Source organism: Chromohalobacter canadensis (genome assembly GCF_034479555.1).
Taxonomy (GTDB): Bacteria; Pseudomonadota; Gammaproteobacteria; order Pseudomonadales; family Halomonadaceae; genus Chromohalobacter; species Chromohalobacter canadensis.
On the sequence record NZ_CP140151.1, the window covers coordinates 2921774 to 2937964 of the forward strand.

The 16191-nt window shown below is 59.3% G+C and carries 21 protein-coding genes; 4 read left to right on the forward strand and 17 right to left on the reverse strand.

All coding sequences use genetic code 11. The annotated features are described in order from the left end of the window. Positions 1 to 83: 83 nt before the first annotated feature. The 13 genes from SR908_RS13610 to SR908_RS13670 form a co-directional block, all read right to left on the reverse strand. A complete protein-coding gene (locus SR908_RS13610) occupies positions 84 to 2918 on the reverse strand; it encodes a phage tail tape measure protein (RefSeq protein ID WP_246920735.1) in 2835 nt (944 codons plus the stop codon). A gap of 1 nt (position 2919) precedes the next feature. Next, on the reverse strand, positions 2920 to 3282 hold the full coding sequence (locus SR908_RS13615) for a hypothetical protein (protein ID WP_246920737.1): 363 nt from the start codon (positions 3280 to 3282) through the stop codon (positions 2920 to 2922). Positions 3283 to 3343: 61 nt separating this feature from the next. After that, the gene (locus SR908_RS13620; RefSeq protein WP_246920739.1) at positions 3344 to 4153 is read right to left on the reverse strand and encodes a TMEM199/VMA12 family vacuolar ATPase assembly factor; all 810 of its coding nucleotides are present in this window, start codon (positions 4151 to 4153) and stop codon (positions 3344 to 3346) included. A 29-nt stretch (positions 4154 to 4182) separates the two neighbouring features. Then, on the reverse strand, positions 4183 to 6636 hold the full coding sequence (locus tag SR908_RS13625; RefSeq protein WP_246920741.1) for a replication endonuclease: 2454 nt from the start codon (positions 6634 to 6636) through the stop codon (positions 4183 to 4185). A 154-nt stretch (positions 6637 to 6790) separates the two neighbouring features. Then, positions 6791 to 6997, reverse strand: a complete 207-nt coding sequence (locus tag SR908_RS13630) for a hypothetical protein (protein WP_246920743.1) — start codon at positions 6995 to 6997, stop codon at positions 6791 to 6793. 25 nt (positions 6998 to 7022) lie between these two features. After that, positions 7023 to 7304 (reverse strand): hypothetical protein, encoded by a 282-nt coding sequence (locus SR908_RS13635; RefSeq protein WP_246920745.1) that lies wholly within the window; start codon positions 7302 to 7304, stop codon positions 7023 to 7025. Positions 7305 to 7314: 10 nt separating this feature from the next. Then, positions 7315 to 7527 carry a hypothetical protein gene (locus tag SR908_RS13640; RefSeq protein ID WP_246920747.1) on the reverse strand — a complete coding sequence of 71 codons (213 nt, stop codon included), beginning with the start codon at positions 7525 to 7527 and terminating at the stop codon, positions 7315 to 7317. Between the two features lie 12 nt (positions 7528 to 7539). Then, positions 7540 to 7821, reverse strand: coding sequence for a helix-turn-helix transcriptional regulator (locus SR908_RS13645; RefSeq protein WP_246920749.1), 282 nt, complete (start codon positions 7819 to 7821; stop codon positions 7540 to 7542). Positions 7822 to 8429: 608 nt separating this feature from the next. Then, the gene (locus SR908_RS13650) at positions 8430 to 8699 is read right to left on the reverse strand and encodes a hypothetical protein (RefSeq protein ID WP_246920752.1); all 270 of its coding nucleotides are present in this window, start codon (positions 8697 to 8699) and stop codon (positions 8430 to 8432) included. Beyond that, positions 8696 to 8983, reverse strand: coding sequence for a hypothetical protein (locus SR908_RS13655; protein ID WP_246920756.1), 288 nt, complete (start codon positions 8981 to 8983; stop codon positions 8696 to 8698). The genes SR908_RS13650 and SR908_RS13655 overlap by 4 nt, the downstream gene beginning before the upstream one ends. Positions 8984 to 8993: 10 nt before the next feature. Continuing rightward, a complete protein-coding gene (locus SR908_RS13660; protein ID WP_246920983.1) occupies positions 8994 to 9254 on the reverse strand; it encodes a pyocin activator PrtN family protein in 261 nt (86 codons plus the stop codon). A gap of 3 nt (positions 9255 to 9257) precedes the next feature. After that, entirely contained in the window at positions 9258 to 9485 is a 228-nt protein-coding gene (locus SR908_RS13665) for a hypothetical protein (protein ID WP_246920758.1), read from the reverse strand. Beyond that, positions 9485 to 9793 (reverse strand): hypothetical protein, encoded by a 309-nt coding sequence (locus tag SR908_RS13670; protein ID WP_246920760.1) that lies wholly within the window; start codon positions 9791 to 9793, stop codon positions 9485 to 9487. Before SR908_RS13670 ends, SR908_RS13665 begins: the two co-directional genes overlap by 1 nt. Before the next feature lie 318 nt (positions 9794 to 10111). On the opposite strand from SR908_RS13670, the gene SR908_RS13675 reads away from it, so the two are divergent. Together SR908_RS13675 and SR908_RS13680 are read left to right on the forward strand one after the other, a co-directional pair. Beyond that, positions 10112 to 10441, forward strand: coding sequence for an Arc family DNA-binding protein (locus SR908_RS13675; protein WP_246920763.1), 330 nt, complete (start codon positions 10112 to 10114; stop codon positions 10439 to 10441). A 125-nt stretch (positions 10442 to 10566) separates the two neighbouring features. After that, a complete protein-coding gene (locus tag SR908_RS13680; RefSeq protein ID WP_246920765.1) occupies positions 10567 to 10770 on the forward strand; it encodes a hypothetical protein in 204 nt (67 codons plus the stop codon). Positions 10771 to 10886: 116 nt separating this feature from the next. Here SR908_RS13680 and SR908_RS13685 read toward each other — a convergent pair whose 3' ends face one another. From SR908_RS13685 to SR908_RS13700, 4 genes are all read right to left on the reverse strand, one after another. Continuing rightward, on the reverse strand, positions 10887 to 11189 hold the full coding sequence (locus tag SR908_RS13685) for a helix-turn-helix domain-containing protein (protein WP_246920768.1): 303 nt from the start codon (positions 11187 to 11189) through the stop codon (positions 10887 to 10889). Positions 11190 to 11199: 10 nt separating this feature from the next. After that, on the reverse strand, positions 11200 to 11541 hold the full coding sequence (locus tag SR908_RS13690) for a type II toxin-antitoxin system RelE/ParE family toxin (RefSeq protein ID WP_246920771.1): 342 nt from the start codon (positions 11539 to 11541) through the stop codon (positions 11200 to 11202). Positions 11542 to 12231: 690 nt separating this feature from the next. Then, entirely contained in the window at positions 12232 to 12525 is a 294-nt protein-coding gene (locus SR908_RS13695) for a hypothetical protein (protein WP_246920774.1), read from the reverse strand. 89 nt (positions 12526 to 12614) lie between these two features. Beyond that, positions 12615 to 13259 carry a helix-turn-helix domain-containing protein gene (locus tag SR908_RS13700; RefSeq protein ID WP_246920776.1) on the reverse strand — a complete coding sequence of 215 codons (645 nt, stop codon included), beginning with the start codon at positions 13257 to 13259 and terminating at the stop codon, positions 12615 to 12617. A 408-nt stretch (positions 13260 to 13667) separates the two neighbouring features. Here SR908_RS13700 and SR908_RS13705 point away from each other — a divergent pair, with 408 nt between their 5' ends. Further along, complete coding sequence (locus SR908_RS13705; RefSeq protein WP_097022420.1) at positions 13668 to 14564, forward strand: LysR family transcriptional regulator; 897 nt, start codon at positions 13668 to 13670, stop codon at positions 14562 to 14564. 119 nt (positions 14565 to 14683) lie between these two features. Further along, positions 14684 to 16162 carry a glutamate--tRNA ligase gene (gene gltX / locus SR908_RS13710; protein WP_097022557.1) on the forward strand — a complete coding sequence of 493 codons (1479 nt, stop codon included), beginning with the start codon at positions 14684 to 14686 and terminating at the stop codon, positions 16160 to 16162. Positions 16163 to 16191 lie beyond the last annotated feature (29 nt).

Sequence of the window (16191 nt, forward strand, 5' to 3'; positions counted from 1 at the left end):
GGGTGGTCAGGGGCAGTCACGAAAAAAGCCCCGCGAAGTCGCGGGGCGAAGCATCGATCGCGCTTGGTGCTGTCGGCTATGGCTCAGTCGATATCGTGGAACGCTGAGCGCTTACGCGCGGCGGCGTCGCGGCTGGCGTCGGCCAGGGCGCGCTCGACCTCGGCGCGCACGTAGCGGGCGAGGGCCTGTTCGTCCATGCCGGGGCTGGCATTGACCTCGATATTGATGCCCCCTTGAATGTTGACGCCGCCCCCACCGCCGGGCGATTGAAGTGGGGCGCGTGTGTCGATGGGGACATCGTTGGCGATGGGCATCGCGGCGGCAGCAGGCATTGCGGCGGCATCGGGCATCGCGGCGGCAGCGGGCAGTGTGACCGCGCCCAGGGCCATGCCGGCGCCGGCGCGGGTGACGCTCTTGGCAATCTGCGCGATGCGCCGGGCGGGCTCGTTGCGCTGGGCATCCAGACCCTGGTTGAGTCCGTCGATGGTGTAGCCGCCGAACTGGGCGAATACGCGACTGGGTGAATGCATATCGAGCACGCCAGCGAACCAACCTTTTACGCTGCTGGCGATTCCGGTGACTTTGTCTTTCAGCGCGGCGAGCTTGCTGGTGAGCCCGCCGATCAGGCCATCGACGATGAACCCGCCTAGAGATTTGAATTTGTCGGGAATGTCGACCCCTAGCTTTTCGAGTGCGGCGGTGATGCCTCGGTAGAGCAGGCCAATGGGCGACCAGTCGGCCAGTAGTCGCATGACGCTGCCGATGCCGCCGGAGAACGCGGCTTTGATGTCGGCCCAGCGCTGGGCAAACCAGCCGCTGATGGAGCCCCAGTTCTTGTAGATCAGGTAGGCAGCGCCGGCGAGGGCGGCCACGGCGGCGACGATGCCGAGGATGATCCACGTCATTGGGTTTGCTAGAAGAGCGACCCCGGCCCGGCCGATGGCGCTGGCCAACGTGACGAATCCCTTACCCAGGCTCACCAGTGCATTGCCGAGCATCGGCAGCGCCCGCGTCGCTAACGCGTGAGCATGAATACTAACGGTGCGGAAAGCGCTTCCCATCCAGTTCGCGGCTTGCCCAATCGCGCGAAAACCTCCTTTGGTAAGTTTTTTCAGCGCACCGGCCATGCTTTGCGTCATACCTTTCCCTACGGCCCACAGGATATCCCCGAAGGCGCGTAGTCCAAGCGTTACCCCGCTGACCGTTTTCCAGACGCCTTTAAGCGCACTAATTAGTGGCCCTTTTGCTTGACGACCGGTCCACTTCATCGACTTTCCTAGCCCTTCCATCGCTTTTCCGCCGCCGGCTAGGCCGCCGATGGCGGTGACTAGTGACAGGACCGAGCCGATAGTCTTGCTGGCGAAGAGGGCGGACATGATGATCGCTAGGTTATCGAACCCGCCGACCATTTCTGCCACGCGTTGAACGATGATCGCTGACGTGCGCGCGAATTCGGCGAGACCCTTGGCACTCTCGACGATTAATGGCAGTACATCGCGTAGGCCTGAGCGGAAATCTTTCGCGAACTGCTGGACCTGGTCGCGATTGGTTTTCACCCAGCTACTGAATTTTTTGAACAGGCCAGCGAGCTCTGGAGCCAGCTCGCGGCCCAGAATGTTGCGGACGCCTTTCAAGGCGCCAGTGGCCCCACGCCAGGCGCGCATGTATTCCTGAGCAGCTTTGGTGTCTTGGGCACCGAGCGTCACGCCCAGCTCATCGGCTTCGTTGACAAGACGCCGTATTTCATCGGCACTCGCCCCGGCGAATTCGGCTAGTTGTTCGCCGCCTTGTCCGCCGAATAGTTCATCAACGATACGTTGGCGCGCGGCGACGTTTTCCACCTCGCGGAGCTGACCCAGCACCATGCTGAATAGCTCCCCAGTGTCGTTGGAGGCGGCTTCAAGCTGTTCGGGGCTTAGTCCTAAGCGTGTGAAGGCTTCCGCACCGGGACCTTTGCCGGTCGAAGTAAATTCATCCGTTCTGAGAGAAAGCTCCTTTAGAGCATCGGTCATAGCGTCGTTCTGTACGCCGAACTGACTCCCTGCATATTGCAGTCGCGATAGCTGTTCAGTAGCTATCCCAAGTCGGGCCGACCATTGGCGCACCTCTTCGCCACTTGACGCGAAGTTGTGACCGAGGCCGCCAACGGCGGCGGTAGCTACGCCGCCGGCGATTCCGGCGCCGGCGGCTAGGCTGCGCCCGTTATTCAACACGGCGCCCCCACGGGAACGAATGCCGGATAGCCGCTCACGCACGTCCTTGATGCGCTCAAGGCGTTTTTTCTGGCGCTCCAAGGTCTCGTTGAGGCGTTCTTCCTGAGTGCGAAGATCTCGCGCCGCGCGGGTCATGTCCTCGGTACTGACACCAGCTTCGTCGAGGCTGCGTTTTATACCTGAGAGGCGGTCTTGGTGCCCCTGCTGGGCACGGTTCAGATTTTTAACCTGGTCCTCGGCATGACGCGAGCGATCACGATATGTCTTGATTGCGCGGCTGGATTTGTCAAAGGCTTGCTGTTGTGACGTTAGGGCGATACGTGCCTTTTCTAACTCTCCACTGAGCTTCTTATTTGGCTCGGTAGCTTGGGCAACTTGCTTAGCGAGCTTGTCATATTGCCTTCGCGTGGATGTCAGGCTGGCTTTGATATTGACATGGCGCTCACGTTGCCCTTCCAGGGCTTTGGAATACTCCTTTTGCTTCTCAGTCATCTCATCGATGGTGCGCTGGTTGCCGCGCATGGCCCAGCGGGTCTGACGATAAGCGCTGACATCCTTCTGTTGCTTGTTGAGATCGCGCAGTTGGTCTTTGCTGGCCCTTATAGCCTCGGCGGTTTTGCCGCTGCCCTTAGTGATCTTCTTGAGGGGGCTGGTGATCTTGTCGATCGCTTGAAGCCTAACTTGAAGGCTCAGATCCTTCGCCATATCAGCCGCCTCCTTGGGCGACCAGCGCCTCGGCATCTGTATCGGTCATAGCTTCCAGGTCGCGTCGCAGGCGCTGCCGATCCTCGGCGGCGAGGGTGTGGAAGCCGTGACCTTCGCTTTTTTTCGGCGGCGGTAGCGAGATGCTGTTCGCCATACATTGCTGACGGGCTTCCCAGGCATCCAACTGAAGCAGTTCCATCAGCGTTGAGGATTTCTCGCGCAAGCCGATGAGCTTCTCGCGGGCTTCTTCCTGGTCGGTCTCGCCAGCGTGGTCCAGTGCAACTAGGGAGCGCTCAATTTTGAGCTGTGCCTTGCGCAGCCGCTTGCAACGACGGCGGCACTGCATGTAATTCTTCCGGCTCATGGCATCATGCTCTCTTTTCGTGGTGTGGCGATGCTGGGACCGTGCGGCCCCAGCAGTTCCGTCAGGCGGCCTGTTTCTTCAGAATGCATTCCAGCTCGGCTTTGCGGCGGCCGATTCTGATGCCGTTGCCCATCTCAGATACCGGAGCCTCGCAGGGAAGTGGGTCAATCTTCTCCGGGGCGTCGCCAGCCGAGATGCCCTCGCCTTGAATCTGTTGGAGGTGTTTCATAGCTATTTCGCCAACGGCGATAGCCTGGCGACGGTGGATTTCTTTATCGACGGCGGGCCGTGAAGTTTCGGTTAAGTGTCCCCGGATGGCTTTTCCGGGGAAGGAAGACACGTCGAGGCCGTGAGTGGCCATGAACCCCACATCGTTATAAACATCCTTCTCCAGGCGCTCGAAGATGGTTGGTAACGCGCCTAGCAGCTCCTTGCCTTGTCCGGAGGCAAATACCGCTTCAGCGGCTTTGGTAAGCTGTTCGTGCGCTGTGGCGTAGTGGAGTTCCTCGGCAGCTCGGTGATAGGCGGTTCGGGCGCCGTGGGTCAGGATTTGATGGTATTCCACCAACGGTGCCTGTTCCTCGATCATGTCACGCTGGTATCTAGTCTGCTCAGCCAGGGAGCGCTCCTTTTCCTGAAACTCGCGAACCTCTTTGGTGGGCTCGCCCTTGGCGGCGCGCATGGCGTCCCGCCATCCGGCGGCAGCGGACTTGGCTTCCGCCTGAGATGCCTGTTCCAGCTTGCTCAACCGGTCGAGCGTCTTGGCGGCGTCTTGAAGCTCTTCGCGTTGCTTCAGGTACTCAGCACGAGCCGTCTCAAGTCGGATTCCGGCCGTGGCTGCGGTGCGATATGGGGCGGGGACGATACTCATGGTCTCTTCTCCAGTGATGGTAGTGGTGGTCATGCATGCTGCGTGGAAAAAGGTGTAGTAGGGGCCGGGGCCTCCCACAGCCCCGCTGCGATCAATCGCGCCTCCTCGGCGCTCATCTGGCCGCCCCGCGGGCTACGCGTACGCTTGCGGTTGATACCAAGCATTAGGCTTGACCAATTTGAGCGTTCCTGACGTTCGGCGGGGGGCTCGAAGAACATCGCGGCCAGGCGAAGGGTAGTCTCGTCGTCGATGCCGAGTCTGCGGCGCTGCTCAGCCTCGGCGCTCGAGATCAGCAGTTGCCACAGGGCCTGCGACTCGGCGGTGACGGGGTTTTGAGGTGCCGGCCCCTGGTCTTCGACCGGCCCAGTGGCTTCCTCGAAGCTTTCCAACTCCGGAGGAAAGTACTCAGGTGCGCCCCATTCTGGCTGCGGAGCGAACTTCTGGTGGAGGGCGGCTCGGAGCTGGTGTTCATACTCCTCGAGGCCTTCCATCTCAGCCCTGACTTCGGTGCTGGCCCGCCATGCTTTGTATCGCTTTTCTTGGTCATGGGCCTCCTGCGGGCCTGGCTGTCGGGGCTCGATATCAGGCCCCGTACAGTTATTCACACGAGTCCAAGGCTCCGCGACTGCGTCGCTCCGCTGTCCTCCAGCCTCCGTTGGCTTGATTTCCCAGCGATAGACACGGGTCATAAAAGATGCCTCTCCGGTATCGCTAGTGACAGTGATGCCAATGGTTGCCTCGACGGGCTCGCCGTAAATTCCGAGCTTCTCCAGATCGACACGAATCTCGCCGCTATTTGGGTCGACGTGCTCACCCTTCGGGTCGAGGCGAGTCATTCGCCACGGGCGAGCTGGACGCTCGGTCATGGGAACGCAAGGCCCGCCACACAGCTCCAGGAAATTGTCCCAGCGGCTGCCGTTCGCGGCGCGTCGTAGGTCGTGGAGGATGGCCAGCGCCTCTGGGTCGGGCTTGGTAGCCGCGATCCAGTCTTCGAAACAGGAGGCGGCGAAGGAATCGTCATCGGGATCGCGCAGGCGGCGCAGCTCGCGCCACACCGTCACGCTCGGCAAGCCAAAGAACTGAAACTGACGGATGCCGTGGACCGATGCCCAGGCGGCGATCCGCGGCGCTGCGACATCCATTGGGCGACCATACTGGTCGACCTCGTCGCTACGCTGGGTGCAATTGATGTTCTTGGCGACATACTTGATGACGTAGCCGGCGGCGCTACCCTTGGTGGGGTCGATGTGCTCGAACCTGATACGAACATGCTCCTTGCCGGCGACCTCCTCGGGGTCGATCGACAGGGCATAGCGGCGAAGGGAAGCCTCCAGTGGCTTGATCTGGTCCTCGGCGACCCACAACAGCATGTGCCAGTGCGGGCATCCGTCGTGATGGGGTTCGACGGTACGAATGCCGTAATAGGCGATACCGTCGCGCTTCAACTTGGCCCGGGCCCGAGTCCATAGCTTTTGCAGCTGGGCGTGAGCATCACGCGGGGTCGAACCGTTGTATTTAGGGTTGGACTGCCCGCTTTCCTGAAGTACTGCATGCCAAGCACTAGGTAAGGTCCAGGTGACGAACACTGCACGATGCCCATGGCGATGGGCGAAGGCCTCGGTCTCGCGGATCCGCATCATCGTTTCCTTGAAACGGATGTCGCGGTTGCCCACGCTCTTTGCGGACAGCTCGGCTAGGGTGTATTCCTGTTCGAACTGGTTGATCGCCGTGGTGCCCTCGAGCATCTCCAGGTTCTCGTTCTGCCGGCGCTGCCAGCGCTTGAACACCATGTCGCTGACATAGATCCCGGCACGCTTGTGCACTCGGCGCACCATTCGCATGAACTGATCGAGGCGTTGGTTCGCCAGCGTGCGCAGCTTACGCCGCCACCATGGTGCCGATCCCAACTTGCTTAGTATGACGCGCCGCTGGGAACCGCTCAGGCGCTTGAGCTCGACCACAGGGGCTACGTCCAGGCTGTGCTTGTGGGCGATCTCTAGTCCTTCGCGAAGGCTCTCGATCTCGGCATCCCGGCTGGTTGGCCATACATGGCGGCGGAAGGTTAATCCGGCGAGCCTGGTGTCTGCCGGCAGTGCGGGTCGCCAGAAATGTCGGCGACGAGCCTCCGCATAGCCGGCTCGAACTGTTCGGTAATGGCGTTCTTGGGTCGCGACGATAGCGTCTGCCTTGGCACGCGCGTAGTCCTCTAGAGCCTCATCCTCGTGGGTCACGTTGAAGGGGCCGAGCATAAGTTGCTTCTGCATAATGCGAAGCCAAATATTCGCTTCGGCGTTACCGCGATTGCCCGGTTTGCTGTAACCGTGGGTGGTGGCCACTGCCACAGCACCGCAAACAAGATCGTCTGCGACGGCCTCGAAGCGTTCGAAGATCTGCCGGCGGAACTTCCGGCATTGAGGTGTCCCCATGGCCCGTTCGACCTCACGGGCGGCGCTGACCATCAACGGCCACTTCATGGTAGTCATGGGCGACCCTCCCAAGGCGTATCGAGGCGGGTCGAGCGTTGCGAAAGGTTGCGCAACCTTGGGGCTATGCTAATCTTGGGAACGGAATCAAATGCGGTGTGGGCCCCCATGGGATTGTGGCGATCCCCGGGGCCTTTTGCGTTTCTGGCCACTGCTAAACCTCCTTCCCCTTGGCCAACCGGCTTTTGTCGGCCACGCTGAAACCCTTTGCCGCCGGCGTGCTATGCTCGCCTTTGGTGCGCTGCCAATATCCTTCAGTTTTGATGGCCGTGTTGACCGCCTTCTGTATCGCTGGCCAGTCGCTGGCGTAGAAGGTTATTCGCTCGTTGAGAATGCTCAGGGTGATGACGCGCTTCGCCATGCTGGCTCCTTGCCTTCCGGCATCGTTAGCTTTCAACTGGGTTTATATTCTGGTCGTAGTGCCCCTCCATCGGACGGGCAACCGCGCGGCGATCGAGCCGAGCGATCAACGCCCGACCACCGCCCAACGGTGACGCCTCTCGTTGCTCGCCCAGGGGAAGATCCTCCAGGGACACGGTAGGATCGGCATTTAGTTGCAGGGCGCTGGTCACCGCCTGGCTGAGCGCCGCCCACTCGTTGGGATGGATCTCGAGACTGCCGCCGCCCGGGCGGCTCAGAGTCAGCGTCTTGTGGGTCGTGGTGGTCATTACTATCTCCTCAGCAATCGGTGAGATGGGTCATTGCAATGGCCACGCCCAACGGATGTCGGTGGAAGACCTGGCTGCCATTCGGGCGTGGGATCGTCGACAGCTTCTCGGTCTTCACACCGGCATCTTCCAGTCCTTCCTTGAGAGAAAGGAACATCTCGACGGCTTCGTTCTCATCGCATTCGTGGTCGACGCCGGCGACGTCTACATGGATAGTTCGCATAGTGGCTCCTAGTCAGATGGGGGTGGCACTTTGCTGCGCGGAGGTGCCATGACGCTTCCAGGTTCCAGCGCCCTGGTAGTGGACGCGGCGCGCTTTTAACTCCTGAAACCACGCCGCTACTTCTGTGCTCAGAAAGGCCGTAATATGTGCTGACACTTGGACCGGTTCAGGAAACCGGCCGTTGGCCGCCATGTTGGCCAACGTGCTGCGTGACAAGCCGGTAATCTCCTCGACCTCCGGCCAGCGCATCAGGCGCACCGTTGCTTGCTCCTCAACTCGCTCGTTCTCGTTCATTGCCTCAACACCTCTGGTCGCTCACCGACTTTGCTATTTCCCGCCCCATGCCTCCGCATCGTCCTGACGCGGCTGCGTGGCCAGGATTTACCACTTGCTTGTAGGCTCTTGGTCGCCTTGGGACGCCCTGGTGACAAGGGTCGCCGCAAGAGGCCACTAGTGCGATCAGGGCGATTTGTGCGAACGTCACCGCACAAGTAAGCGATGCCTTGGCGGCCTTTTGCTCGGCTTTCCCTGCTTTTAGGCACCTTGGCGATAGGTTCACCACTGTGGGGCCCGATGGCGAGCCGTCGCTGTTGTAAATGGCGTTTTTACAACGCAGCTTTACCGGCCCCGTCTCTCGCATCCGAATCTATATGATGGAATGCGGATCCAGGTCTTCACTCGGTGAGGGAACGCCTTGGACCAGGCCGCCGGCCTTGTTGATGAGGGCTACCGTCGTCCAGGGCCCAGACTTACCGTAAAAGACGTGCACTCCCTGCTGCCGAAGGCAACGCTCGACATCGCCGGGTCGTTGATATCCCGTAATTGCTTTCAGGTCGTCGCAGTTGAGTACGTCATGTCGGCACATCGCTTCTGTCCCTAGTCGAGAATTGGCAATTGGATGCTTATCTGGGACGGAATCTCCCGTGATGGGATGCGCGGTAGAGGTCCGATGCATCGGCCGCCAGAATCTGGGCGGCTTGAGCGACGTTGGCCAGGTCGTGACGATGTAGATGCGTGGCGACCTCAAGGCTGGCGACCGTCTCCAACATGCCGCGAGCCGCCTCCAGTCGTGCCTCGGCGTTGTCGTACAGGGTTTCGGCACTGCATGTTTCATCGACTACAAGCGCGGGCTCGTGGCCGAGTTGGTAGGTCAGGGGGGTTAGCTGGGTCATGCGGCTACCTCCCGGCGCACGGCTTCGGCATTCTCGGCAACATACCGGTGCATGCCGACCGCCTGTTCCTCAACGGCTTCGAGATTCTCGACCACTAGGGCTAGCAGGGCGGCAAGATCGTCCTGATTGACTTCTACTGTCGGGATCGCGCCGTGCGGTTGGTACTCGACCAGTTCATGCACCAGGGCCAGTGAGCGACGGGCGCGCTGAAGTTGAGTCAGCGCGGTTTCATCGAGTGCCCACCAGTCACACAGGGCATAGGAACGCAGAGATTTGTGAATCATATCGGCTGCCTCACTCATTTACGGCGGCCCACCACTGGCGAGCCTCGGCTTTGCGCTGATCCAGGTACCCGGCGAGATCGCCGGCACTGACCAGCCACGGGGACTTTTGCGAATCGACGGCGCGATAGGCTGGCACTGGCAGAGCCTGGGCGGCAGCGCGGGCACTGGCCGTGCGCGCGTTGACGCCAAAATAGCGCGGCGCGACCTCCTCGAGAGGGATTTCGGCGCGACCGTCGAATTCGGCGAGCAAGCCAAAGTAGGTAGGTCCCATCACTTACCCCCCCTTTTCGCTGAGTGAGTGGCCAACGTTATCGAGGTTGTCGGCGATTTCCTGAATGAGTTCGATGTGGCCTCGTGTTGCAGCGATGTCGATGTGACGGCCGATTCGACACTCTTCCTCTAAGGTGTGGGCCAGATGGCGAAGGGCGAGCTGGCTGGTCCTCAACTCGGCGTGGAGCTGATGGCGTAGCCGTGTCTTGGCGGCTTTCAGGTGTGCATTCATCAATGCACCTCCTCGGCTATCGAGGCCGTTGGAGCGGTGGTTTGATTGGGAGTTATTACAGGGTGGGAGTCGTCGAGCGGGTAGAGCAGCCGCAGTAGCTCGGTGTGCGTGGCTGGGTCGATTGCGCCGAGTACTAGTGCCATGCGAGCCATGCCCAGTATCTCTTCACGTTGCTCGGGTCGGCGATTGATTCGGTAGGCCACCAGGCGGGCACCAATGGCGTGGACGGCACGCTGATGCGCGGAGACCTGACGGTAATAGCGGTGGGCACCAGAATTGCATTCCGGGCAAGAGTTGATAATATCCATGATGTCTGTTCCATCCCAATAGTGTTCGGACATTGAGGCCCTGGGTGTTGGCGCACCTGGGGTCTCGTCGTTTCTAACCGGCACGCTGTGTGCTGTGTTGCATGACTTCCTTCAGTAGCTGATTGATCAACCAGGTTTGGGGTCGATCATCTGCTTTCGCTTTTGTCTCGATCCAGGCTTTCACCGCGGGCTCTAGCCGGATCTTCATCTGTGGGTCTGTTCGTTTCATCGTCAGGTCCTTAGTGCACCTAGTAGGTCCTTAAAAGGTACCTACTAGGTTTATTGCCGTCAACACCTATGTGGTCCATTATTCACATCATGACGACACAGCAGACCGACCCTCAGTACAAACTTCGCATGCCAGCGGAGTTGCGGGACTCTCTCAAAGAAGCCTCGAAAGCGAATAACCGATCTATGAACGCGGAAATCGTTGCGCGTCTTCAGCAGAGCTTCGAGGTAGAGCATCGCGAGGCTATGTACGATGATGTGCCGCCCAAGCTGATGCTGAAGTTATTGGAAGGCTTCCGTTATCAGCTGATGGAGCAAATCAAGGATGGCACTGCCGAACCAGGCTTCCCTCACCTGGACCCTGGCTATGTGGAGATAAAAACGGGCCCGGATGAGGATGACTCCGGCTCTAAGTCTTAGGGAAAAGCCCATCCCGCACATAGCAAAGCGCCGCCCATCTGGGCGGCGCTTTTGTTTGGGCTCGTGCCTGAGGCTGTCATTGCCGGTAGGCTGGCCGGTGCCGACCTTAACCAGGAGTAAGCGCGATGAGTGTCAGATGCCCACACTGCGATGAAGGACTCAAGACCCAGCCGGAGAAGCTAGACCCGGCTCCGATCTATGAGGCGACGACGGTGCTCGCACAGTGTGCCAACTCGTTCTGTGGCTGGGGTGGACATCTGAAGGTCTCGTTGGAGCGGGTCACGAAGTCCAGCCGTTTGGAAGCCGCCACGGAAGCTACCGACGTCTAGAAACGCGAGCGCCCCGCCGACGACGGCCGGCGGGGCGCTATCTTGTTCACACGATTGATGTGGTCAATGGCTTGGTCGCGACTCGGGCTCGCCAGCGGCCCTGATGATGGAGAGGGTTACACGTGGAAGCCGCGGTGTGTACCGTCAGGCATCTCTACATCCAGGCGGACTTTCCCTCCAATGGCCTCAACGTAACGCTTGAGGGAGCTCAATCGGAGATCCTGACCACTTTTCTCCATACCTGCAATGGTCGGCTGTTTGACGCCTAGAGCCTCAGCCATATCCGCTTGCGTCATTTCGACCAACTGGCGAATTTCCGATAGGCGGAGTTCCAGGAGCATTGCATCAGCTTTCGCCTTGGCGCGATTGACGAGCTCCGGATTCTCGTTGGCGACGAGTTGGTTCAGTGTACGAGCCATAGCTTTCACCTCACTTCAGTGACTCCAGGTGGGCAGCGTACTCCCGGTCTGCCACTGGGATCATGTCATCATAGAAACGCTTATTGCCGCTCTTGTTCCCGGCGCAGAGCAGTACACCTGTCCGCTGAGGATCGAAGGCGAAGAAGGCCCTTAGAGGCTGGCCCTGGCTCTGAATCCTCAGCTCCTTCATGTTGCGATATTGCGAGCCGTTCACGGTGTCAGCATGAGGACGAGGCAACATCGGCCCTCTTTCCTGCAGCATCAAGAGCGCTGCAAGTACGTTCTCCCGGTTGATGTCGTCCAGTGAGAAGTACCACTCTTCAAACGTCTCGGTCTGCTCTATCGGCCACATTGCTTCACCCTTCACTTATAGGATTAAGGCTATATAGGTTAAATCCTATTGTCAAGCCGGCGCGGCCTCTGCCCAGATTCCGGCGTGCCAGCTGTTCGAGAGGTTTTGTGGTGAAGGCTACCAGCGACGTTTAGAACAACCGTGCAGGCGCTGCCCGAGACTCGGAGGGAAAGTGGATCAAGCCATTTTCTGTGTGGCGTTGCTACGGATTCGCTACAGAATGTCTGAAAGTCCCGCCGTTTAGGGCTTTATGTCCAATCCATCATCGGGGCCACAGAAAATCGGCGGGCCCGCGCTAGCGAGTCTTTCGCTGATTTTTCAACCATTTACGGTCTCCGGTGAAGGGGTAAGAACGATAGCGGGTGCAGCGGCCGTGTATTGTACGTCATACGGGTAGCTCGGCAATATCGCTGGGGTCGAGTCTGTCGGCTCCTGTGCGAGTTAATGGCGCTACTGTGGCCTACGTTACATTCTGGGACATTAAATTGGCATTGTTTAATGCAGGTTATTTTTACTATTGCGCTTCTTCTGCCATGGTGATCATGCCCGCCAAGGAAAGGCGGGAAGCAAGGAAGATAGGCAGCAAGGACGCCTAGCACAGCAAGGAGGCGCGGACAGGATGTCCGTGAAAGCTGCAAGGAAATGCAGGTTTGCATAAAAGCCCGACCGTCTTGGTCGGGTTTTTTTGTGTCAGGGCGACTGATTGCGCTGGTCTCTGAGCGAGCGTTGTGAGTCTTCTAGACGGCGTTGAGAGCGCTTGAGTTGACGCTCTTGACGCTGACGCTCATCGAAACGTTCATTGCGGTGTTCGCTGCGGTTCAGCGACTGGCGACGCTCGATCGTGGTGGCGCGATCGCTGCTGACTTCACGCTGCAGTTGATTGCGCTGTCGACTGTCGTTGAGCGAGTCGCGCTGACCATCGTCATCCGCCAGCACCGGCCATGCCAGGGCGAACAGTGTCACCAGCAAAATGGCTTTCATCATTATGCCTCCCGTCGATGAGGTCTGCACAGTATGGACCAAGACGTACGCCATGGAATTCCTGAGACGGTCGGAAAGCCTGCTGGTGAGCGTCAATCGCTGTCGTTACGCTGTTGCCAGCGAGCCTGAAGGCGCCCCGCGATTCGAAAAGGGAATGGCTGGTTTGGGTCGACGGTAGTGCGATGCGAAGGGTCGACGATATGCAACGTCTCCGGATCAGGCTGGCTCAGGTGCTGGATTGTGAGTGCATGCCGCCATTCGAGCAGGTAAAGCCCTTCCTGTCGGAAGTGCGAGGTAGGAAGAATGGCGGCGATATCGCCTTCCTCAAGATAGGATAATGTCTCACCGGTGCCTGGCGTCACTAGGTAACACCCCCGAACGAGGGCGTCGATTGAGGTACCCGAACTGGGAAGAGGGGCAGCGAGCGTGTGAGCTTCCCACGGCACCGGGGGCATGGTGTGTAGTGCCAAGAGGCGTGCATTACCGGCCACGTCCTCGGTGATACGTTGTGAAGCCGTGGATGTGGAGACGGCAGTGCCATCTTCGAGTAGTCGCTCGAGCGGGCAATGCAGCGCCTCGGCCAGCGCGATGAGCCGCTCGTGTCCGACTTGTCTAATCGTGCCGGATTCCCAATAGGAAATCGTGACGTCCGATACGCCGACACGTCTGGCTAATGCAGCCTTGCTCAAGCCGGCGTCTATCCTTAGCTGCTTGATCCGGGGTCCCAGTGCGTCCATGTAGACATCTCGCCATGAGGTGAACGCGTTAGCATATCCAGCCAATGGCAAAGTATGTTTCGGGTTGAGGGTTATGAACAGCACGTATTGCGTATGCCGTATTCGGACGGCAATGAGGGAAGGAGAGAATGAGGAAGAAAAGAGCGCCGGCCGTCCCGGAGAACAGCCTGGTGGCGCAAAGAAAAGCTCGTTTCACTGAAGACGCCACACGGCGCAGGAAAGCCGAAGCCGTCGAGCACCGTTAGCGTGCGCGTGGCAACTTCGCTAGAAAAGGCCACGCATGTCGGGAGCGATACATCGCTTGCCCGAGCGCGCCCAGTATAGGCAGTCGGCCTTTGCGTAATAAGAGGGTACAATCGAAAACTAGTGTTTCTAATTTGGAAACTAGTATGTCGGAGTATCTTCAACATGACGACACTGGATGCATTGCGTGTCTTCGTCGAGGTCGTTCGTGCGGGCAGTTTTACCTCAGCGGCGCGGCGTCTGAGTATTTCCAAGTCGTTGGCTTCCAAGCGTGTGGCTGCACTCGAGGATGAGTTGAGCGTCAGTCTATTAAATCGTTCGACGCGTTCGCTGCGCCTCACGGAAGCTGGACAGATCTATTACGAGCATGGGTTGCGGGTCATCGAAGAGTTGCAGACGGCGGAGGCGCAGGTGCAGTCGGTGACGTCGCAACCTCGGGGGCAACTCAAGGTCAGTGCCCAGGTGAGCTTCGGCTTCATGTACTTGGCGGCGCCGACGACGGCCTTCATGCGCCGCTATCCCGAGATGTCGGTGGAAATCCTGCTTGAGGATCAGCGCTTCGAGCCCATCGACGAGTCGGTGGATCTGGCCATTCGCATGGGGCCGATGCCGCCTTCGAGCCTGGTGTCGCGTCCGCTGTGCAAAGTGGTGTATGGCCTGTACGCCGCGCCGGATTATCTCGCTCGTGTCGGGCGACCGCTGCATCCCAAGGACATCGCCGAGTTCGATACAGTGTTCTACGGCAATTACGATCTCGGCGCTCACTGGCGCTTTTCGCTCAATGGACAGCCGCTGGATATCGAGCCCAACTCACGTCTAGTGATCAATAATCTGCTGGGGGTGGTCGAAGCGGCAAAGGCAGGGTTCGGCTTGGCTTACCTGCCGACATTCGCGGCGCGCGCGGCGGTGGAGGAAGGGCAGCTGACACCCCTCTTGCAACCGTATTGGAACGAGCACGGCAGCATGTTGGTGTTGTTCCGCTCGCGCAAATATCTGCCCGACAAGACCCGGGCTTACCTCGATTTCATCACCGAGTGGTTTCGCGAGCATCTGGCCTTGTGAAGAACGTGCTGGACGAGTGCCATAGGGCCTATCCGATGCGTTTGTCTCGGCGGTGCTGATGCCGGGTAGGTGCATGCGTATAATGATGCCATCGTCAGTCACCAATGATCGGGAACTTCATGACCGTACGTACACGTATTGCGCCGTCGCCGACCGGCGATCCTCATGTCGGCACGGCCTATATCGCGCTGTTCAATCTATGCTTTGCGCGGCAGCATGGCGGGCAGTTCATCCTCCGCATCGAGGATACAGATCGGGTGCGTTCGACGGCCGAGTCGGAGCAGATGATCCTCGACTCGCTGCGCTGGCTGGGGCTCGAGTGGGATGAAGGCCCCGATATCGGTGGCCCGCATGGCCCGTACCGGCAGAGCGAGCGTGGCGACATCTATACGCAATATGCGCAGCAGTTGCTCGACGCCGGGCATGCGTTCAAGTGCTATCGGACCAGCGAAGAACTCGATGAGCTGCGTGAGACGCGCAAGGCGGCGGGGCTGCACTTGGCGCTCAAGCCGGCCGATCTCGCGCTTGTCGACGAAGAAGTGGCGCGTCGCGAGCGGGAACAGTGGCCTTACGTGGTGCGCATGAAAGTACCGGGTGAAGGCAGTTGCGTTGTCAGTGACATGCTGCGTGGCGAGATTGAAGTCGACTGGGCGCAGGTCGATGCCCAAATCCTGCTCAAATCAGACGGCATGCCGACCTATCACTTGGCCAATGTCGTCGACGACCATCTGATGGGCATCACTCATGTCATGCGCGGTGAGGAGTGGATTAACTCGGCACCCAAGCACAAGCTGTTGTATGAGTACTTCGATTGGCCGATGCCGACGCTGTGCCATATGCCGTTGCTGCGCAACCCGGACAAGTCGAAGTTGTCCAAGCGCAAGAATCCGACCTCGATCAATTATTATCGACGCATGGGCTTTTTGCCGCAGGCGGTGACTAACTATCTAGGCCGCATGGGCTGGTCGATGCCCGATGACCGCGAGAAGTTCACCCTAGAGGAGATGATGGCGAACTTCGATATTCAGCGCGTGTCGCTGGGTGGCCCGGTGTTCGACCTGGAGAAGCTCACTTGGCTCAACGGAGTCTATATTCGCGAGGACTTGGACGATGCCGCCTTGTTGAAGGCTCTGAGAGAGTGGGCCTTCAACGAGGATTACGTCAACCAGATCCTGCCGCAGGTACGTCCGCGGATCTCGACACTCTCCGATGTCATGCCGCTGGCCGGGCATTTCTTTTCGGGGGTGCCGCCGCTCGAGGCCTCCAGTTTTGAGAGCATTAAGCTCGAGAATGAAGACCTGCTCAAACTTCTGCAGTTTTTGACCTGGCGTCTGGAAAGCGTTCCCAGTTGGCACAAGGAAGCCTTGCTCGACGAGGTCAAGTTCCTGGCCGAGGCGTTCAATATGAAGATGAAAGCGTTCCTGGCGCCGGTCTTCATCGCCGTCACGGGGAGTGCGACTTCCACCTCGGTGCTTGATGCCATGGCGATTCTCGGTTCGGATATGACACGGGCGCGCCTGCGCCATGCCACCCAGGTGTTGGGTGGCGTTTCCAAGAAGCAGGCCAAACGCTTCGAGAAAGAATATCGGGAGCTGTAATCTCGCAGAGCGGCGCTGCGTGCCTGGAA